This is a genomic window from Streptomyces sp. NPDC044064, from assembly GCF_056434245.1.
This window is the reverse complement of the sequence record NZ_JBWKFN010000010.1, coordinates 129,676-148,334: the sequence shown is the minus strand read 5'-3', so window position 1 is coordinate 148,334 and position 18,659 is coordinate 129,676. Positions and strand designations below refer to the sequence as shown.

10 protein-coding genes are annotated in these 18,659 nt (G+C 72.3%); 3 read left to right on the top strand and 7 right to left on the bottom strand.

Annotated features, from left to right (window positions below; translation table 11 throughout):
• Positions 1-76: 76 nt before the first annotated feature.
• Positions 77-397: a hypothetical protein gene (locus AC07DS_RS18255; protein ID WP_145883156.1), complete on the bottom strand. Its 321-nt coding sequence runs from the start codon at positions 395-397 to the stop codon at positions 77-79.
• Between the two features lie 163 nt (positions 398-560).
• A complete protein-coding gene (locus AC07DS_RS18250) occupies positions 561-2,756 on the bottom strand; it encodes an ATP-dependent DNA helicase UvrD2 (protein WP_479146475.1) in 2,196 nt (731 codons plus the stop codon).
• A gap of 184 nt (positions 2,757-2,940) precedes the next feature.
• On the opposite strand from AC07DS_RS18250, the gene AC07DS_RS18245 reads away from it, so the two are divergent.
• Complete coding sequence (locus AC07DS_RS18245) at positions 2,941-3,183, top strand: mycoredoxin (protein ID WP_145883157.1); 243 nt, start codon at positions 2,941-2,943, stop codon at positions 3,181-3,183.
• A gap of 113 nt (positions 3,184-3,296) precedes the next feature.
• On the opposite strand, the gene nudC is transcribed toward AC07DS_RS18245, so the two are convergent.
• The 5 genes from nudC to AC07DS_RS18220 form a co-directional block, all read right to left on the bottom strand.
• Entirely contained in the window at positions 3,297-4,241 is a 945-nt protein-coding gene (gene nudC, locus AC07DS_RS18240) for an NAD(+) diphosphatase (RefSeq protein WP_479146473.1), read from the bottom strand.
• A gap of 155 nt (positions 4,242-4,396) precedes the next feature.
• Positions 4,397-5,800, bottom strand: a complete 1,404-nt coding sequence (locus AC07DS_RS18235) for a dipeptidase (RefSeq protein ID WP_479146471.1) — start codon at positions 5,798-5,800, stop codon at positions 4,397-4,399.
• 81 nt (positions 5,801-5,881) lie between these two features.
• The gene (locus tag AC07DS_RS18230; RefSeq protein ID WP_479146469.1) at positions 5,882-9,454 is read right to left on the bottom strand and encodes a UvrD-helicase domain-containing protein; all 3,573 of its coding nucleotides are present in this window, start codon (positions 9,452-9,454) and stop codon (positions 5,882-5,884) included.
• Between the two features lie 115 nt (positions 9,455-9,569).
• Complete coding sequence (locus tag AC07DS_RS18225; RefSeq protein ID WP_479146467.1) at positions 9,570-13,196, bottom strand: ATP-dependent helicase; 3,627 nt, start codon at positions 13,194-13,196, stop codon at positions 9,570-9,572.
• Between the two features lie 266 nt (positions 13,197-13,462).
• Entirely contained in the window at positions 13,463-13,849 is a 387-nt protein-coding gene (locus tag AC07DS_RS18220; RefSeq protein WP_479146465.1) for an MGMT family protein, read from the bottom strand.
• 185 nt (positions 13,850-14,034) lie between these two features.
• On the opposite strand from AC07DS_RS18220, the gene AC07DS_RS18215 reads away from it, so the two are divergent.
• Positions 14,035-16,926 (top strand): lysylphosphatidylglycerol synthase transmembrane domain-containing protein, encoded by a 2,892-nt coding sequence (locus tag AC07DS_RS18215; protein WP_479146463.1) that lies wholly within the window; start codon positions 14,035-14,037, stop codon positions 16,924-16,926.
• 99 nt (positions 16,927-17,025) lie between these two features.
• Positions 17,026-18,570: an alpha/beta hydrolase gene (locus tag AC07DS_RS18210; RefSeq protein ID WP_479146461.1), complete on the top strand. Its 1,545-nt coding sequence runs from the start codon at positions 17,026-17,028 to the stop codon at positions 18,568-18,570.
• The last annotated feature ends 89 nt before the right edge of the window (positions 18,571-18,659 follow it).

Below are 18,659 nucleotides of genomic sequence, written 5' to 3'. Positions count from 1 at the left end.
CCGTTCGGGGCAAACAGAAGGGCCGCGGATCCCGGGTGGGGTTCCGCGGCCCTGAAGGCGCCGGCCTGATCGACGATCAGGCTGGATCACTCCAGGGTTCTGGCCCACGGAAGGCCCACATCAGGTGGTGCTGCGTCGTCTGCTTCCGGAATCCGGCACCGGCTGCCGCAAAGGCATAGGCATGCGCCCGTGCCACTACCGCTTCCAGTGCCTTGGTCGGTCGCTCATTGCGCTCACGGATGGGAAGACCCGCGAGAGACAGGGAGGACGCCGGACGGTCGGCACGGATGCCGGACAGACCGGTGCCCTGGTTCGAGGCGCCGAGCATGCACGTGGAGACGGTCGAGCGATCGGTCAGTTTGGCCGTGCTGATGAAGCTGGTGTTGATGCTGATCACTGGACTCGCCTCCTCTCGGCGTCTTGGGGACTGGGGTGAGCAGTCCGTTCGGATGTGCAAGTACATCACGGGATCAGGGCCTTCGAGAAGGCCGCTGTTTCCGTGCCTAGAACCTATGGGGATTGCTGGGGCATGCGCAAACTATTTTTTCGACGAGTTCGTATCAGTCGTCCTCGTCGTCTTCTCCGCCTTCTTGACCTGCGCAGATGGCCAGAACTTCGGTTCCGTAGCGCTGCAGCTTGCGGCTGAGGACGCCGGGGATGCGGGACAGCTCGGCCGGGCTGTCGGGCCGTGCCTCGGCGATGGCCATCAGGGTCCGGTCGGTGAAGACGCAGAAGTCGGGCTGGCCGCTGCTGCGGGCCTGGACGGAGCGCCAGGCGCGCAGTCGCTCGTAGAGGCCTTCGTCCATGTCGGAGGGGCAGTCCTCGCAGCGCATCAGTTTCATCTCGCCGGCGTCGGTGAGGGTGCGGCCGCAGACGCGGCAGCGGGCCGGGGTGCGCTGGGTGCGGCGTGGGACGGCCGGGATCTCGGTGAGGGTGCCGCGTTCGATGCCTCCGGCGGCTCCCGTGCTGGTGCGGCCGACGGTGGCGGTGGAGCCGGGGCGCAGGCCGTCGAGGAAGTGGCTGGGCCTTCGGCTGGGGCGGCCGCCGGGTGAGCGGGACAGGGACCAGGAGAGGTGGAGCCGTTCTCTGGCGCGGGTGACGCCGACATAGAGGAGGCGGCGTTCTTCTTCGATCTGTTCGTCCGTCTTGGCGTAGGTGATCGGCACCATGCCCTCGGCGATGCCGACCAGGAAGACGACGTCCCATTCCAGGCCCTTGGCCGCGTGCAGGGAGGCCAGGGTGACGCCCTGGACGGTGGGGGCGTGCTGGGCGTTGGCCCGCTCGTCGAGTTCTGCGACGAAGTCGTTGAGGGTGGCCTTGGGGTGGGCGGCGGTGAAGTCGTGGGCGAGGTTGACGAGGGCGGCGAGTGATTCCCAGCGTTCTCTGGCGGCTCCGGAGCCGGCGGGAGGTTTGCTGGTCCAGCCTTCTCCGGAGAGGACGGCGCGTACCTGGGAGGGCAGGTCGACGGCGTCGTCGAGCAGGGAGTCGTTGCCGCCGAAGCGGGCGGCGCCGCGCAGGGCGACGCCTGCCTTGCGGACCTCGGGGCGGTCGAAGAAGCGTTCGGCGCCGCGGAGCTGGTAGGGGACTCCGGCGTCGGCGAGGGCCTGTTCGTAGGTCTCGGACTGGGAGTTGGTGCGGAAGAGGACGGCGATCTCGGCGGCGGGGATGCCGGCGTCGATGAGTTCGCGGATGCGGCGGGCGGCGCCTTCGGCCTCGGCGGGCTCGTCGGTGTACTCGGTGTAGACGGGGTCGGGGCCGGGGGGGCGTTGGGAGACGAGTTCCAGCCGGTGGTCCGCGGCGCGGCCGCTGGCCTGGGTGAGCAGTCCGTTGGCGAGGTGGACGACCTGGGGGGTGGAGCGGTAGTCGCGGACGAGCTTGACGACGGTGGCGCCGGGGTGGCGGACGCGGAAGTCGAGGAGGTGGTCGGGTGTTGCTCCCGTGAAGGAGTAGATCGTCTGGCTGGCGTCGCCGACGACGCACAGGGTGTCGCGGTTGCCGAGCCAGAGTTCCAGGAGGCGCTGCTGGAGGGGGCTGACGTCCTGGTACTCGTCGACGACGAAGTGCTGGTACTGGGTGCGGATCTGTTCGGCGATGTCGTGCCGGTCCTGGAGGATGGCGACGGTGAGCAGCAGGACGTCTTCGAAGTCGATGACCGCGCGGTCGCGCTTGAGGTCCTCGTAGGCCGCGTAGAGGTGGGAGATCTCGGCGGGGTCGCGTGGGGTGTCGCGGCCGGCCTTTGCTGCCGCGTACGGGTAGTCGGCGGGGACGGTCTGGGTGACCTTGGACCATTCGATCTCGGCTGTGGCGTCCCGCAGCTCGCCGCGGTCCAGGCGGAGCTTGCAGGCGGCGGCCGCGTCGGCGACGAGTTGGATCTTGCGGTCGACGAGCCGGGGCATGGAGCCGCCGATTGCTTTCGGCCAGAAGTACTGGAGCTGGCGCAGTGCGGCGGAGTGGAAGGTTCGGGCCTGGACGCCGTGGGCGCCGAGCTGGCGGAGGCGGCCGCGCATCTCGCCCGCGGCGCGGTTGGTGAAGGTGACGGCGAGCACGCTGGAGGGCTGGAGGATTCCGGCGCGGACTCCGTAGGCGATGCGGTGGGTGATCGCCCGGGTCTTGCCCGTGCCCGCTCCGGCCAGTACGCACACCGGGCCGTGCAGGGCGGTGGCCACCTCGCGCTGCTCGGGGTCGAGCCCTTCGAGCACCGCGTCGGCCGAGTCCGGTGTCTGCGGGAAGAGGGAGGAGTGCGTTGCTGCTGTCACACGGCAATGCTGCCAGGTCGTCCGGGACTGCTGCGCCGGTTGTCCACAGGCGGGCCCTTGCGGTCGTACTAATGCGGCAGGTGTCACAGCCGGGCCGGATACCCCGGGCGGGAATGCGCTCCCCCGTCCTTTACGTTGTGCTCCTGCACGACCTTCCCCGAGCTGCCTGAGGAGCGCGAGAGATATGCAGGGCACTGTGACGATGTACAGCACGACTTGGTGCGGCTACTGCCAGCGGCTGAAGAAGCAGCTGGACCGCGAGGGCATCGCCTACACCGAGATCAACATCGAGCAGGACCCGGCGTCCGCCGCTTTCGTGGAGAAGGCGAATGGCGGAAACCAGACGGTCCCGACCGTGCTCTTCGGTGACGGCTCCACGCTGACGAACCCGTCGCTGGCGCAGGTGAAGCAGAAGCTCGCCGCGTAACGGGCCCGTCCGGGCCTGTGGGAAAGGCGGCTCCTGAGGCTGTGGTGCCTCCGGAGCCGCCTTTCTGTGTCCTGTCCCACAGGAGGGTCCCGTACGAGCGCGTGCCCGTGGTCTCAGATGAAGCTTCTCGTCGGCAGCGGCTTGCCGTACCACATCTCGATCAGGCGGGCGGCGATGGAGATGCCGTACGGGGGGAGCACCTCTCCCGACTCGAAGGCCGCGTGGAGTTCCTCGCGGGAGAACCAGCGGGCCTCGTGGATCTCGTCGCCGTCGACGTCGATGTCGGTGGAGGTGGCGCGGGCCATGAAGCCGAGCATGAGGCTGGACGGGAAGGGCCAGGGCTGGCTGGCCACGTACTCGACCTGGCCGACGGTGACGCCGACCTCCTCGAGGACCTCGCGGCGTACCGACTGCTCGATGGACTCGCCGGGCTCGACGAAACCGGCGAGCGTGGAGAAGCGGCCCTCGGGCCAGTGGACCTGGCGGCCGAGCAGGATCCGGTCCTCCTCGTCGGTGACGGCCATGATCACGGCGGGGTCGGTGCGCGGGTAGTGCTCGGCGCCGCAGGCCTGGCAGCGGCGGATGTGGCCGGCCGCGGCGATGACCGTGCGCTCGCCGCAGCGGGAGCAGAAGCGGTGGGTGCGCTGCCAGTTCTCGAGGCCGACCGCGTGCACCATGAGGCCTGTGTCCCGCGGTGAGAGCAGGAGTCCGGCCTCGCGCAGGCCCGCCGGGCGGGCGGACTGGTCGATGCGGCCGGGCAGCGCGTCCTTCTGGAGGGCGAAGTAGCTGACGCCGTCCTCGTCGATGCCGAGGAAGTAGCGGTGGGCCTCGGTGAGGGGTGCCTCGAAGGAGGGGGTCATGACGAGTTCGGTCCGGCCGTCGGGCGTCTCGTCGATGAGTACCTGGCCGCCGGAGACCACGAAGCAGCGGGTGGTGGGGTGGCTCCATGCCGCTGCGAGCCAGGCCTCGTCGAGCCGGTGGTGGGCGGCGCGGTCGATGCCGCTCGGGGCGGTCAGCGAGATGGGTCGGTCGGCGATGTGGTCGGTCCAGGTGGTCACAGGTGCTTCCAACTCCCCCAGTGGAAAGGTTCGCTTCGGCGGGCGGTTCGGGCGGGCATGGGCCGGGAGGGCACCGGGGCGGGTTCGGGCGGGGTGTGCGGGCGGTCCTTCCAGTGTGCCCCGCACGCGATGCCGTCCCGTACGGCGCCTGTCGGTCAGGGTTCGTGACGCCAGTTCTCGGCGAGGTCGCCCCACAGGTAGGCGCTGGTTTCGACGCCCTTGAGGAGGAGGTCGAGTTCGACCTTCTCGTTGGGGGCGTGCCAGCCGTCGGACGGGACGGAGATGCCCAGGAAGAGGACGGGAGCGCCGAGGACCTCCTGGAGGTCGGCGGCGGGTCCGGAGCCGCCCTCGCGGGTGTAGCGGACCGGGCTCTGGAAGGCGCGGCCCATGGCGCGGACCACGGACTGCAGCGCGGGGTGGTCGAGCGGGGTCAGGCACGGGCGCGTGGCGGGGCCGAAGCTGATCTCGAGCCTGATCCCGGCGGGTATCTGCTCGGGGGCCCAGGCGCGGACGGCCTTCTCGATGTGGTCGGGGTCCTGGCCGGCGACCAGGCGGAAGGACAGCTTCACCATGGCCGAGGAGGGGATGATCGTCTTGCTGCCGGGGCCTTGGTAGCCGCCGCCGATGCCGTTGACCTCGACGGTCGGGCGGGCCCAGATGCGCTCCAGGGTGGTGTGTCCGGCCTCGCCGTGGGTGGCGTGCGACTTGGCGGTGCGCAGCCACTGCTGCTCGTCGAACGGCAGCTCGGCGAACAGCTCGCGTTCGCGGTCGGTCAGCTCGGCTATGCCGTCGTAGAAGCCCGGGACGGCCACGCGCGCGTGCTCGTCGTGCAGGGCGGCCACCAGGCGGGCGGCGGCGGTGGCCGGGTTGGGGACGGCGCCGCCGAAGGAACCGGAGTGGATGTCCTGGTCGGGGCCGTACAGCCGGATCTCGCACTCGGCGAGGCCGCGCATGCCGGTGCAGACGGTCGGGGTGTCCTCGGACCACATGCCGGTGTCGGAGACGATCACGGCGTCGGCGGCGAGCCGGTCGGCGCGCTCTTCGACGAGGGCCCGGAAGTGCTCGGAGCCGGACTCCTCCTCGCCCTCGATCAGCAGCTTCAGGTTGACCGCGGGGGCGGTGCGGCCGGTGGCGGCGAGGTGGGCGCGGACGCCGAGTGTGTGGAAGAACACCTGGCCCTTGTCGTCGGCCGCCCCGCGCGCGTAGAGGCGGTTGTCCCGGATGACGGGCTCGAAGGGCTCGCTGTCCCAGCCGTCCTCGCGGGCGGCGGGCTGGACGTCGTGGTGGCCGTAGACGAGGACGGTGGGCGCCTGCGGGTCGCCCGAGGGCCATTCCGCGAAGACGGCCGGGGCGCCGGGGGTCGGCCAGATCTCCACGGTCGGGAAGCCGGTCTCCTCGAGCTTGGCGGCGAGCCAGTCGGCACTGTCCCGTACGTCGGGCGCGTGGTCGGGCTGGGCCGACACGGAGGGGATGCGCAGCCATGCCGCGAGGTCGTCGAGGAAGGCGGTGCGCTGCTGCTCGATGTACGTACGGACGGCGCTGTCCGGGGTCTGGCTCATGCTCACGAGCCTATCGGCCCGCACCGGCATCCTCGGCGGGCTGTTCGTCACACCGGGGATCCCTTGCATGGCTCTTGCGTGTCACTCGGTCGGGTCACCGGTGAGCAGTCGTTCCAGGGCGGCCCGGCCGGGCAGGTTCGCGGGGCGTACGACCTCGCCGCTGCGCACGTACAGGAAGGCGGCCGTGACCGACTCGGGCGGCACGCCCTGCTGCTCGGCCCAGGCCAGCCGGTAGACGGCAAGCTGGAGGGGGTCGGCGCTGCGGGTGCGGCTGGTCTTCCAGTCGACGATCTCGTAGGTCGCCGTGTCGCCGCCGCCGGTTCGGTAGACGGCGTCGATGCGGCCGCGTACGACGCGGCCGGCGAGGGTGAGCTGGAAGGGCGCCTCGATCCGGTACGGGGTGCGCTGGGCGTACTCGGTGCGTTCGAAGGCGTCCTTGAGGGCTTCGAGGTCGCGTTCGTCGGCGATCTCGGCCTCGCTGCCGGGCAGCTCGTCCGGCTCCAGCATGGGCAGTGTCAGTTCCTCGAAGCGTGCTTCGACCCAGGCGTGGAAGCGGGTGCCCCGGCGCGCGGCGGGTTGCGGGGGGCGTGGCATGGGGCGTGCGAGTTCCTGTGCGAGCCCCTCCGGGTCCTCCGCGAGGAGCAGCAGCTGGGTTGCGGTCAGCGTGGCCGGCAGGGGGACGTCCGTGACGGCCTGCCGGGCGCGCAGCAGCTCGCCGGTGAGTGCGTCGAGGTCGCGGTCCCAGGAGGCGATGGCGCGGGCTTCCTCGGGGGTGAGGGGCGCGGGGTGCCCGGGTTCGGTGGCGCGGGTGCGTGCGGCGGCGCGTTCGCGGGGCCGGGTGGGTTCGGCCGGGGCGGTCGCCTGGTGGGGGACGGTCGGCCGCTCGCCGGTCCAGGAGTCCCGGTCGGCGGGCTCCTCCTGGGGCATGCCGCCCTCGTCGTACGGCGTCTCCCCGGCGAAGGGGTCCTCGTCGTACGGGCTCGCTTCGCCGTACGGGTCCTCGTCGTACCGGACCGCTTCGCCGTACGGGTCCTCGTCGTCCGCCGGGGTGGGCCAGTCGGGGTCTTCTTCGTCCGGCGGTGCGGGCCAGTCCGGGTCGTCGAAGGCGGCGGGGTCGTGGGCGGCGGGCGGGTGGCCGTCCTGCCGGGCGGCCAGGGTGTCCAGGTGGGTGAGGACGGTTTCGGCGGCCGCGCGGCGGCGGGCCAGGGCCGCGTCGTCCAGGGGCAGGGGCCACACCGTGCCGGCGGTGGCCGTGTGCAGGGCCGGGTTCTCCTCGTCCTCGGCGGGCTCGTCGGCCCATGCCTCGATCTCGCCGTATCCGGCGGCGCAGTGGTCGTGGAAGGCCTGGAGGAAGTCGGAGGGGCCGCGTGGCTTCTTCTGGCTGGGACCCCACCAGTGACCGGAGCCGAGGAGGAGGGAGCGGGGGCGGGTGAGGGTGACGTAGCCGAGGCGCAGTTCCTCGGTGTGCTGGTGGTCCTTCATGGCCTCGTGGAAGGCCTTCATGCCCCGGGAGTCCCAGGAGTCGACGTCGGGCAGGGTGTCGGCGTCGCCGCGCAGGGCGTGCGGCAGCACCTTGGCCTGCGCGGTCCACTTCTCTCGGCCCTGGGCGCTGGGGAAGGTGCCGTGGACCAGTCCGGGGACGGCGACGACGTCCCACTCCAGGCCCTTGGACTTGTGGGCGGTGAGTACCTTGACGGTGTTCTCGCCGCCGGGCAGGGCGTTGTCCAGGCCCTTCTCGTACTGGGCGGCGGTGCGCAGGAAACCGAGGAAGGCGAGCAGGGTGGCCTCGCCGTCGCCGGCCGCGAAGGAGGCCGCGACGTCCAGGAAGTTGGACAGGGTCTCGCGACGGCGGGCGGCGAGCGCGTGCGGGGACGCCGACAGCTCCACCTCCAGGCCGGTGACGGCGAGGACGCGGTGCAGGACGTCCATCAGCGGGTCGGACAGGGAACGGCGCAGGTCGCGCAGTTCGGCGGCGAGGCGGGCGAAGCGCACGCGCGCGTCCGGGGAGAACGGCAGCCCGTCGTCGTCCCCGTCACGCTCGTCGAGGGGTGCCTCCAGGAAGGTGTCCAGGGCGTCCGCGAGCGATATCACCTCGGACGGGTCGACGCCTTCGACGGCCTCGGCGAGCCTGCGGTCGGGGTCGTCGGCGTCGTCCGCGCGCGCGTGGGCGACCAGCAGGCGGGCGCGGCGGCCGAGGAGGGCGAGGTCGCGGGGGCCGATGCGCCAGCGCGGGCCGGTCAGCAGTCGGACCAGGGAGGCGTTGGCCCCGGGGTCCTGGAGGACTTCGCAGACGGCGACGAGGTCCGCGATCTCGGGCAGGTGCAGCAGGCCGGAGAGGCCGACGACCTCCACGGGGATGTCACGGGCGACGAGGGCGCCCTGGATCTCGGCGAAGTCGGTGGCCGTGCGGCACAGTACGGCGATCTCGCCGGGAGCCTTGTCGGCGCGCACGAGGTGGGCGATGGAGTCGGCGATCCAGTCGATCTCCTCCGCGTGGGTGGGCAGCAGGGCGCAGCGGACCGTGCCGTCGTGTTCGGCGCCGGGGGCCGGGCGGAGGGCCTCCACGCCCGCGTGCATGGCGCGCAGCGGCTCGGCGAGGCCGTTGGCGAGGTCGAGGAGGCGGCCGCCGCTGCGGCGGTTCTCGCTGAGCGCCTGGCGGGTGGCGGGGCTGCCGTCGGCGTGGGCGAAGTGTTCGGGGAAGTCGTCCAGGTTGGCCACGGAGGCGCCGCGCCAGCCGTAGATGGCCTGGCAGGGGTCGCCGACCGCGGTCACCGGGTGGCCCGTGCCGCCGCCGAACAGGCCCGACAGCAGGACGCGCTGGGCCACGGAGGTGTCCTGGTACTCGTCCAGGAGCACCACCCGGAACTCCTCGCGCAGCAGCCGGCCCGCTTCGGGGATGCCGGCGAGGCGGGCGGACAGTGCGATCTGGTCGCCGAAGTCGAGCAGATCGCGTTCGCGCTTGGCGGCCCGGTAGCGCACGACGAGGTCGGCGAGTTCCCGGCGGGCGGCCGCGGTGTCGGGGACCTTGCGCAGGTCGGCGTTGGTGAGCTTGGCGCCCTCCAGGGTGCGCAGCAGGCCGGCGTCCCAGGCACGCAGTTCGTCGGGCGCCACGAGGTGTTCGGCCAGCTCGGAGTCGAGGGTGAGCAGGTCGCTGACGAGGTCGGCGAAGGAGCGGGTCAGCGCCGGGTAGGGGCCGGGGGCCTCGCGCAGCACGCGCGCGGCGAGCTGGTAGCGGGTGGCGTCGGCCAGCAGCCGGGAGGTCGGCTCGAGGCCGATGCGCAGGCCGTGGTCGGTCAGCAGACGGCCGGCGAAGGCGTGGTACGTCGAGATGACCGGCTCGCCGGGCGGATTGTCCGGGTCGATGACGTCGGGGTCCGTGACGCCGGCCTTGATCAGTGCCTTGCGGACGCGTTCGGCGAGCTCGCCGGCGGCCTTGTTGGTGAAGGTCAGGCCGAGGACCTGTTCGGGGGCGACCTGGCCGGTGCCGACCAGCCAGACCACGCGGGCCGCCATCACGGTGGTCTTGCCCGAGCCGGCTCCGGCCACGATCACCTGCGGTGCGGGCGGCGCGGTGATGCAGGCCGTCTGCTCCGGGGTGAACGGGATGCCGAGGAGCTCCTTGAGCTGCTCGGGGTCGGTGATACGGGCGGGCATGTCGTCAGAGGCTAGCGGCGGGCACTGACATCCGCGGACAGATCGGCCGCTCCGGAAGGAAGAAACGCAGGTCAGCGCCGGTGGTGCCGTACGTCACCCTCGCCCCTGGCACAGGTCACTCGACCACGTGCCGCCCTTCGGGCCGGGCGCTGCAGGAGGCGCGGAACGCACAGTGCGTGCAGTGCTGGCCGGCGGTCGGGGTGAACCGCTCGTCGAGGACCTTTCCGGCGGCGGTGGCCAGCAGCTCGCCGACCCACTCCCCCGCCAGCGGCTCCTGGGCCTGCACCTTGGGCAGGCTCTCGCCGCCGTCCCGCTTGGCCGCGCCCTGCCTGAGGTGCACCAGTTCCGCACCGCCTGGCTCCGGACGTACGCCGTCGAAGGCGTCGTCCACGGCGCCCTCACGGACTGCGAGCTGGTAGACGGCGAGCTGCGGATGGCGGGCCACGTCGGCCGCGCTGGGTGCCTGCTTGCCGGTCTTGAAGTCCACGACGTAGGCGCGGCCCTCGCCGTCCGCCTCGACGCGGTCCATCTGGCCACGGATGCGGACCTGGTAGTCGCCCGCGTCCAGGGTGACGTCGAAGTCCTGCTCGCTCGTCACCGGGGTGCGGCCGGTGCGGTCCAGTACGTGCCAGTTCAGGAAGCGTTCGAGGGCCGCGCGCGCGTTGCCCTTCTCCTGCGCGGACTTCCAGGGCGCGTCGAAGGCGAGCGCGTTCCACACCGACTCCAGGCGCTCCATGAGCACGTCGAGGTCGGCGGGGGTACGGCCGGAGGCGACCTCGTCGGCGAGGACGTGGACGACGTTGCCGAAGCCCTGGGCGGCGGTGGCGGGCGTGTCGGCCTTCACCTCGCGACCCAGGAACCACTGCAGGGCGCATGTGTTGGCGAGCTGGTCGAGGGCGCTGCCGGACAGCACGACGGGCTGGTCGTGGTGGCGCAGCGGCACCTTGCTCTCGGTCGGCTCGAACATGCCCCACCAGCGGTAGGGGTGCGCGGACGGCACCAAGGGGCGGCCGTCCTCGTCGGCGAGTGCGGCGAGCTTCGCCAGGCGGCGGGCGGCGGCCTCCCGCAGGGCCGCCGACGCGCGCGGGTCGACGGTGGTGGCGCGCAGTTCGGCGACGAGCGCGGCCACGGACAGCGGGCGGCGCGGGCGGCCGGTGACGTCCCGGGGTTCGACGCCCAGCTCGGTCAGGAAACGGGACGGCTGGTCGCCGTCGTCGGCCGGTGCCTTCACGGCGGTGACGACAAGACGGTCACGCGCGCGCGTGGCGGCCACGTAGAACAGACGCCGCTCCTCGGCGAGCAGCGCGCCCGGGGTGAGGGGTTCGGCGAGTCCGTCGCGGCCGATGCGGTCGGCCTCCAGGAGTGAGCCGCGGCGGCGCAGGTCGGGCCACAGCCCCTCCTGGACGCCGGCGACGACCACCAGCCGCCATTCCAGGCCCTTGGCGCGGTGGGCGGTCATCAGGCGTACGGCGTCGGGGCGCACGGCACGGCGGGTGAGGGTGTCGGCGGCGATGTCCTCGGCGTCGATCTCCTCCAGGAAGTTCAGGGCGCCGCGGCCTCCGATGCGCTCCTCCGCACGCGCGGCCGTGGCGAACAGTGCGCACACGGCGTCCAGGTCGCGGTCCGCGTTGCGGCCCGCCGCGCCGCCGCGCCGGGCGGCGCGCTCCAGGCGCGTGGGCCAGGGCGTGCCCTCCCACAGGTCCCACAGCGCCTCCTCGGCCGTACCGCCGCCCGCGAGGCGCTCACGGGCCTTGCTGAGCAGCACGCCGAGGCGCTGCGCCCCACGCGCGTACGCCGGGTCGTGCGCGACCAGGCGCTCGGGTTCGGTGAGCGCCCGTGCGAGCAGCTCGTCCGAGGGCGGCGGCAGCGGGTTCCCGGCGACCCGCTCCTCCTCACGCAGGGCACGCCCGAGTCGACGCAGGTCAGCGGTGTCCATGCCGGCGAGTGGGGAGGCGAGCAGGGTGAGGGCGGTCTCGGCGTCGAGCCAGTACGTGTCGGCGGCCGGCTCGGCGGCGGGCGCACGGTTGCCGATCTCGGCAGGGCTGTCCGCGCCGGCCTCGGCGAGCGCCTGGGGGCCGGATTCGGCAACGCCGTCCGTCTCGGCGCTTGCGACCTCTTCGATGCCGGCGTCAGCAGCACCGTCCTTGCCGGCTGCGGCACCGACTTCGACAGAGCGCATCGCGGCAGCCCCGGAAGCGACATCGGCGCCGGCGGCAGCAGCACCGCCCATGCCGGCTTCGGCGAGCACATCGGCGCCGGCCTCGGCAGCGCCGTCCGCGCCGGCCGCCGCCCCCTCCGCCTCGCCGCGCGCCTCCTCGTCGCGCGTCTCCTCGCCGGGGCGTCGCGCGGCCTCCGCCGTGGCCACCGCTCTGAGTGCTGTCAGCAGAGGGGCGACCGCCGGCTCGTGGCGCAGGGGCAGGTCGTCGCCGTCGATGTCCAGGGGGACGCCGGCCGCGGTGAGGGCGCGGCGGAAGGTCGGGATGGCGCGGGAGCCGGCGCGTACCAGGACCGCCATGTCGCTCCAGGGGACGCCGTCCTCCAGGTGCGCGCGGCGCAGGATGTCGGCGATGTTGTCCAGTTCCGTACCTGCCGTCGGGTACGTGTAGGCCTCGACGCGGCCGCCGTCCCGCACGGCTTTCGGCTCGCGGTGGGCGCGTACCTTCTCGGCGGGCAGCCGGGTCAGCGGCATGCGCTGGGTGATCAGGCGGGTCGCGGCCAGCAGGGCTGCGCCGGAGCGGCGGGAGGTGCGGAGCACCTCGACGGGGGCCGGGCGGCCGTCCGCGCGCGGGAAAGCCCCCGGGAAGTCCAGGATGCCGTTCACGTCGGCGCCCCGGAACGTGTAGATCGACTGGTCGGGGTCACCGAAGGCGACCAGCGTGCGCCCACCGCCGGCCAAGGCCTGCAGGAGCCGCACCTGGGCGGGGTCGGTGTCCTGGTACTCGTCGACGTACACGGCTTCGTACCGGGCGGCGAGCCGTGCCGCGACCTCGGCGCGGTGGGCGAGCAGCACCGCGCGGTGGACCAGTTCGGCGTAGTCGATGACGCCCTGCAGGTCGAGGACGTCGAGGTACTCGGCGAGGAAGGCGGCGGCCGCGCGCCAGTCGGGGCGGCCGATGCGGCGGGCGAAGGCGTCCAGTGCGCCGGGGCCGAGGCCCAGCTCGCGGCTGCGGGCGAGGACGGCGCGGACCTCGTCGGCGAAGCCGCGCGTGGTCAGGCAGGCGCGCAGTTCGTCCGGCCAGCTCACGTGGTCGAGGCCGAGCCGCTCCAGCTCGGGCTGCCCGGCCAGCAGCCCGCGCACGGTGACGTCCTGCTCGGGGCCGGAGAGCAGGCGCAGCGGCTCCGCGAACAGGCCGCTGTCCTGGTGGGCGCGGATCAGGGCGTAGCAGTACGAGTGGAAGGTGGTCGCCCGGGGCGCGCGGGCCGCGCCGATGCGCAGGGCCATGCGGTCGCGCAGGTCGACGGCGGCCTTGCGGCTGAACGTCAGCACCAGGATCCGTTCCGGGTCCCCGCCACGGGCGATTCGCGCGGCCACGGACTCCACCAGAGTGGTGGTCTTGCCGGTGCCCGGACCTGCGAGAACGAGGAGTGGTCCGGTCTTGTGGTCAACCACGGCGCGCTGTGTCGCGTCAAGACGAGGGGGATCCACTTCGGCAGGCGGGGTACGGACCAGCCGGTAAGCGCCACGGCTCCCCTGCCGCACCGGGGGGTGCGGCAGGCGCCTGATGGAGGAAGAGGAGCTCACGTGGTTCGCCGGTCCTGGTGGTTGTGCTGGTGGGCGGGCGGTCACGCGTGCTAGGCGGTGGCCGCGGGGTGAGGTGGACACGTGCAGCCGACGCTACGCCGCCACCTCGGACGGAAGCAGGGCTTCCGCTTCTTCCCTCGCGGCTCTCGTGGCCCTCGTGTCACGTGGGTCCCTCACCACACGAACGTACGTCATGCCACGGACGTCCCCCGTGTCCCTCGTACGGGCCACGGGTTCCCCTCGACGGCATCCGATGGCGGAAGCTGTCAGGTGTGACCCTCCGCGACCGTGCCGCCGTCCCATCGCGCGCGTCTCATGTCGAGCCGCGGCAGATGGCCCTCGGTGCTCCTGCCCGCCTCCTTCAGCGGCGTGCCCTCCGCGCGGTAGTGATCGAGGGCACGCAGCTCGTGGCCGGGAAGCAGCTTTCCGTCCGCGCGCACCACACGCCACCAGGGGACGGCTCCGCCGTAGAGGGCCATCACCCGGCCGACCTGGCGCGGGCCGCCCTCCTCGAGCCACTCGGCGACATCGCCGTACGTCATGACCCGGCCCGGCGGAATGCGCTCGGCGACCTCCAGGACCCGCTCGGCGTACTCCGGCAACGCGTCCTCGTACCCCTCTCGGGTGTCCTCGGCAGGGCTCTGCTCGCTCATTCGCCCCATCCTGCCGCACCCCACCGACAACGTGGCGCGAAGTCCGGGTACGGCCCTCTCGCCCTCGGGCGACGCTTCCGGCAGACTGTCCGACCGCCCATCCGCACCCTGATGCCCGCGTGTGCCGATGGGGCATGCCACCATCGTGCGGGCGGTGACCGGTGATACGAGACCAAGAAGAGACCATGATGCAGCAGGGCGTGCACCCCGAAGGCGCGGAGGGCACCTCTGACGCTGCCGCGCGTCCCGACACCGCCCGCTCCGGCCAGGTCGGCACCGGCGCCACGGGCCCGGACGAGGCCGGTTCTCCGGGCCCGGACGACACCGGGTCTCCGGGTACTCCGGGCGAGGACGTGCACACGGACGACGGTGCGCGGGACGACGGCACGCGTGCGCGTGGCGACGTCACCGGCCCCGCCGAGGGGGCACCCGTCCCCGGGAACGCACGCCCCGACGAGGGCCTGGGCTCCGGTGACGAAGATCCTCATCCGGAGGAGGTCGAGGGCGACGAACCGCTGCTCCCCGCGCGCGTGCACCGTCCCTCCGACCTCATGCGCTTTCTGGTGGGCGTGCTCGCCGTCGTCGTACTGCTCGCGATCGCCGCGTTCGCGCACGGCACCACCTCGGGCCTCGAGCAGGACATCAACAAGGGCACCGGGCAGGCCCCGGACCTGCTGATCAAGATCGCGGGACTGGCGTCCAGCATCGCGATCCTCCTGGTGCCGGTCGCCTTCGCGATCGAGCGGCTGATCAAACGGGACGGGCTGCGGATCGCCGACGGCGTCCTGGCGGCCGTCCTGGCGCACGGAGTGACCCTCGCCACCGACCTGTGGGTCGCCCAAGCCGCACCGGACTCCATCCAGGAGGCGCTGACCCAGCCCTCACCGGGCGACATCCACGCCCTGACCGACCCGGTGCACGGCTATCTCGCGCCCGTCATCGCCTATATGACGGCCGTCGGCATGTCCCGCAGACCGAGATGGCGTTCTGTGCTGTGGATCGTGCTGCTGCTCGACGCGTTCTCGATGCTGGTCACCGGCTACACGACCCCGTTCTCGATCATCCTGACGGTGCTGATCGGCTGGACCGTCGCCTACGGCACGCTGTACGCGGTCGGCTCCCCCAATGTCCGCCCCACCGGCCGGACCCTGATGGCGGGCCTCAGGCACGTCGGCTTCCACCCGGTCAGCGCGGCCCGCGAGGAGTCCGTGGAGTCGGAGAACGGCGACCGCGGACGGCGCTACTTCGTCACCCTGGAGGACGGCCCGCCGCTGGATGTCACGGTCGTCGACCGGGAGCAGCAGGCCCAGGGCTTCTTCTACCGCGCCTGGCGCAACCTGACCCTGCGCGGCTTCGCCACCCGCTCCAGTCTCCAGTCGCTGCGCCAGGCGCTGGAGCAGGAGGCTCTGCTCGCGTACGCGGCGATCGCCGCGGGTGCCAACGCGCCCAAGCTGATCGCCACCTCGGAACTCGGTCCGGACGCGGTGATGCTCGTCTACGAGCACACCGGCGGGCGCACGCTGGACTCGCTGCCGGACGAGGAGATCACCGACGAGCTGCTGCGCCACACCTGGCACCAGGTGCGGGCGCTGCAGTCCCGGCGCATCGCGCACCGCAGGCTGGCCGGTGACGCGATACTGGTGGATCGTTCCGGCAAGGTGATCCTCGCGGAGCTGCGCGGCGGCGAGATCGCGGCCGGCGATCTGCTGTTGCGCATGGACGTCGCGCAGCTGGTCACCACGGTCGGTCTGCGGGTGGGCGCCGAGCGGGCCGTGGCCTCGGCCGTCGGGGTGCTCGGCCCGGACGCGGTCGCCGACTGCCTGCCGATGCTGCAGCCCATCGCACTGACGCGCTCCACGCGCGCGACCCTGCGCAAGCTGGCCCGCGAGCGCGCCGAGCGGGAACGCGAGGCGGTGCTGGAGGCGTCCCGGCAGGCCAAGCAGGCCCGGCCGGCGGAGGCCTCCGAGACGGCCGGGCCCGTGCTCGAAAAGCGCGACAAGAAGACGGTCAGGGCCGAGCAGCGGGCGGAGAAGCGGGCCCTGGACGAGGCACTCGACGAGGCCCGCGAGGAGGATCTGCTCACGCAGATCCGCCACGAGGTGCTGCGGATCAGGCCGCAGGCCCCCGTGGAGCCGGCCCGTCTGGAGCGGGTGCGGCCGCGCACACTGATCAGCTTCATCGCCGGTGCCATCGGTGCGTACTTCCTGCTGACCCAGCTCACCCACATCGAGTTCGGTCCGCTGATCGCCAACGCCCAGTGGGGCTGGGTGCTCGCCGCGGTGCTGTTCTCCGCGCTCAGCTACGTGGCCGCCGCGATGGCCCTGCTGGGGTTCGTACCGGAGCGGGTGCCGTTCCTGCGGACGGCGGCGGCCCAGGTCGCCGGGTCCTTCGTGAAGATCGTCGCGCCGGCGGCGGTCGGCGGTGTAGCCCTGAACACGCGCTTCCTGCAGCGCCAGGGCGTGCGTCCGGGGCTCGCGGTGGCGAGCGTCGGCGCGTCGCAGCTGTTCGGGCTCGGCTGCCACATCCTGATGCTGCTGTCCTTCGGCTACCTGACCGGTACCGAGAAGACGCCGTCGCTGTCGCCGTCCCGGACGGTCATCGCGGGGCTGCTGACCGTGGCGGTTCTGGTGCTCGTGGTGACCTCGGTGCCGTTCCTGCGGAAATTCGTCTCCACGCGCGTGAGGTCGCTGTTCGCCGGTGTCGTGCCGCGCATGCTCGACGTGCTCCAGCGGCCGCAGAAGCTGGTCACCGGCATCGGCGGCATGCTGCTGCTGACCTTCTGCTTCGTGATGTGCCTGGACGCCTCCATCCGGGCGTTCGGTGACAACTCGACCTCGCTGAGCATCGCCAGTGTCGCCGTGGTCTTCCTCGCCGGAAACGCGCTCGGTTCCGCGGCGCCCACCCCGGGCGGCGTCGGCGCGGTCGAGGCGAGCCTGACGCTCGGCCTGATCGCCGTCGGCCTCCCCAAGGAGGTCGCCGCACCGGCCGTCCTGCTGTTCCGGCTGCTGACGCTGTGGCTGCCGGTGCTGCCCGGCTGGTTCGCCTTCAACCAGCTCACGCGCAAGGGTGCCCTGTAGGAGCGGCGGCGCGGAACAGGCCTGCGCAGCAGGCCAGGGGCGTACCTCGTACGGCTCGCGTCCCGCGCGCCCCGGCGTGCGCGCGCGCAGGATGGATGTATGGCGAACCCCTTCCGGCTGCGTGCCGCCGCTCTGACCACCAGCGCCGTGGTGCTGGCCGCTCTGCTGGCCGGATGCAGCGAGGGTGCCAAGGACGGGGACCTGCCGGCACAGAAGCTGGACTGGAAGGACTGCCCGGTGCCGTCCGCGGCGGAGGGCGGCGGCACCTCTCCGTCCCCGCTGCCCAGCGGCGCCAAGTGGCAGTGCGCCACCATGAAGGCCCCCCGGGACTGGAGCGACCCCAAGGGCCCCACCATCGACATCGCCCTGATCCGCGCCAAGGCCACCGGTGACCCGAGCCGGCGGATCGGCTCGCTCGTGTTCAACTTCGGCGGCCCCGGCGGCAGCGGCGTCACCACGCTGCCCGCCTTCGGCGCGGACTACGCCGCCCTGAACACCCGCTACGACCTGGTGAGCTTCGACCCGCGCGGGGTCGGCCGCAGCGCGCCCGTGAAGTGCGAGAGCGACGCCCAGCTCGACGATTTCTTCCAGCAGGACGCGACCCCCGACGACAGTGCCGAGCGCGCCCAGCTGCTGGACCGCACCCGGCAGTTCAACTCGGCCTGCGAGAAGAACTCCACGAAGATCCTGCCGCATGTGCGCACGACCGACGCGGCCCGCGACATGGACCTGATGCGCCAGGTCCTCGGTGACGACAAGCTGCACTACTTCGGCATCTCCTACGGCACCGAACTCGGCGGCGTCTACGCCCACCTGTTCCCGAAGAACGTCGGCCGGGCGGTCTTCGACGCGGTCGTCGACCCCACCCTGAACCCCGAGCAGAGCGCGCTCGGACAGGCCAAGGGCTTCCAGCTCGCGCTCGACAACTTCGCCGAGGACTGCACCTCGAAGACGACCGAGTGCCCCATCGGCGACACCCCGCAGGAGGTCAAGGACCGCATCGCCAAACTGCTGGCGGACCTGGAGAAGAAACCGATCCCCGGCATCTTCCCGCGGCAGCTGACCCAGACGGCGGCGACCAACGGCATCGCACAGTCCCTGTACTCCAAGGACTTCTGGGAGTACCTCACCGAGGGGCTCGAGCAGGCCTACGAGGGCGACGGCAAGATCCTGATGCTGCTGTCCGACTCGATGAACGGGCGCAGCGAGAACGGCGAGTACAGCAACATCACCGCGGCCAACATCGCCATCAACTGCGCCGACGAGAAACCGCGGTACAGCGCGGACCGAGTCCAGCAGGCGGTGCCCGAGTTCCGTGCCGCCTCCCCGGTGTTCGGGGACTATCTGGCCTGGGGGATGGTCAGCTGCACCGACTGGGCCGTGCCCGGGGCCGCCGAGCACCCCGACGTCAGCGCGCCGGGCTCGGCGCCCATCCTCGTCGTGGGCAACACCGGCGACCCCGCCACCCCGTACGAGGGCGCGAAGAAGATGGTGGACGCGCTCGGCAAGGGCGTCGCCGTCGAGCTCACGTACAAGGGCCAGGGCCACGGGGCGTACGACAGCAAGAACAAGTGCGTGCAGAGCGCGGTGAACGACTACCTGCTGGACGGGAAGGTACCGAAGGCCGGCACGGTCTGCTCCTAGAATCCGGCAATCCCTGAGCGGACGCCCGATCCACCTTACAAAGCCGCAGGTCAGATGGTTATCCACAGGCTCACGCAGGCTGATCCCGC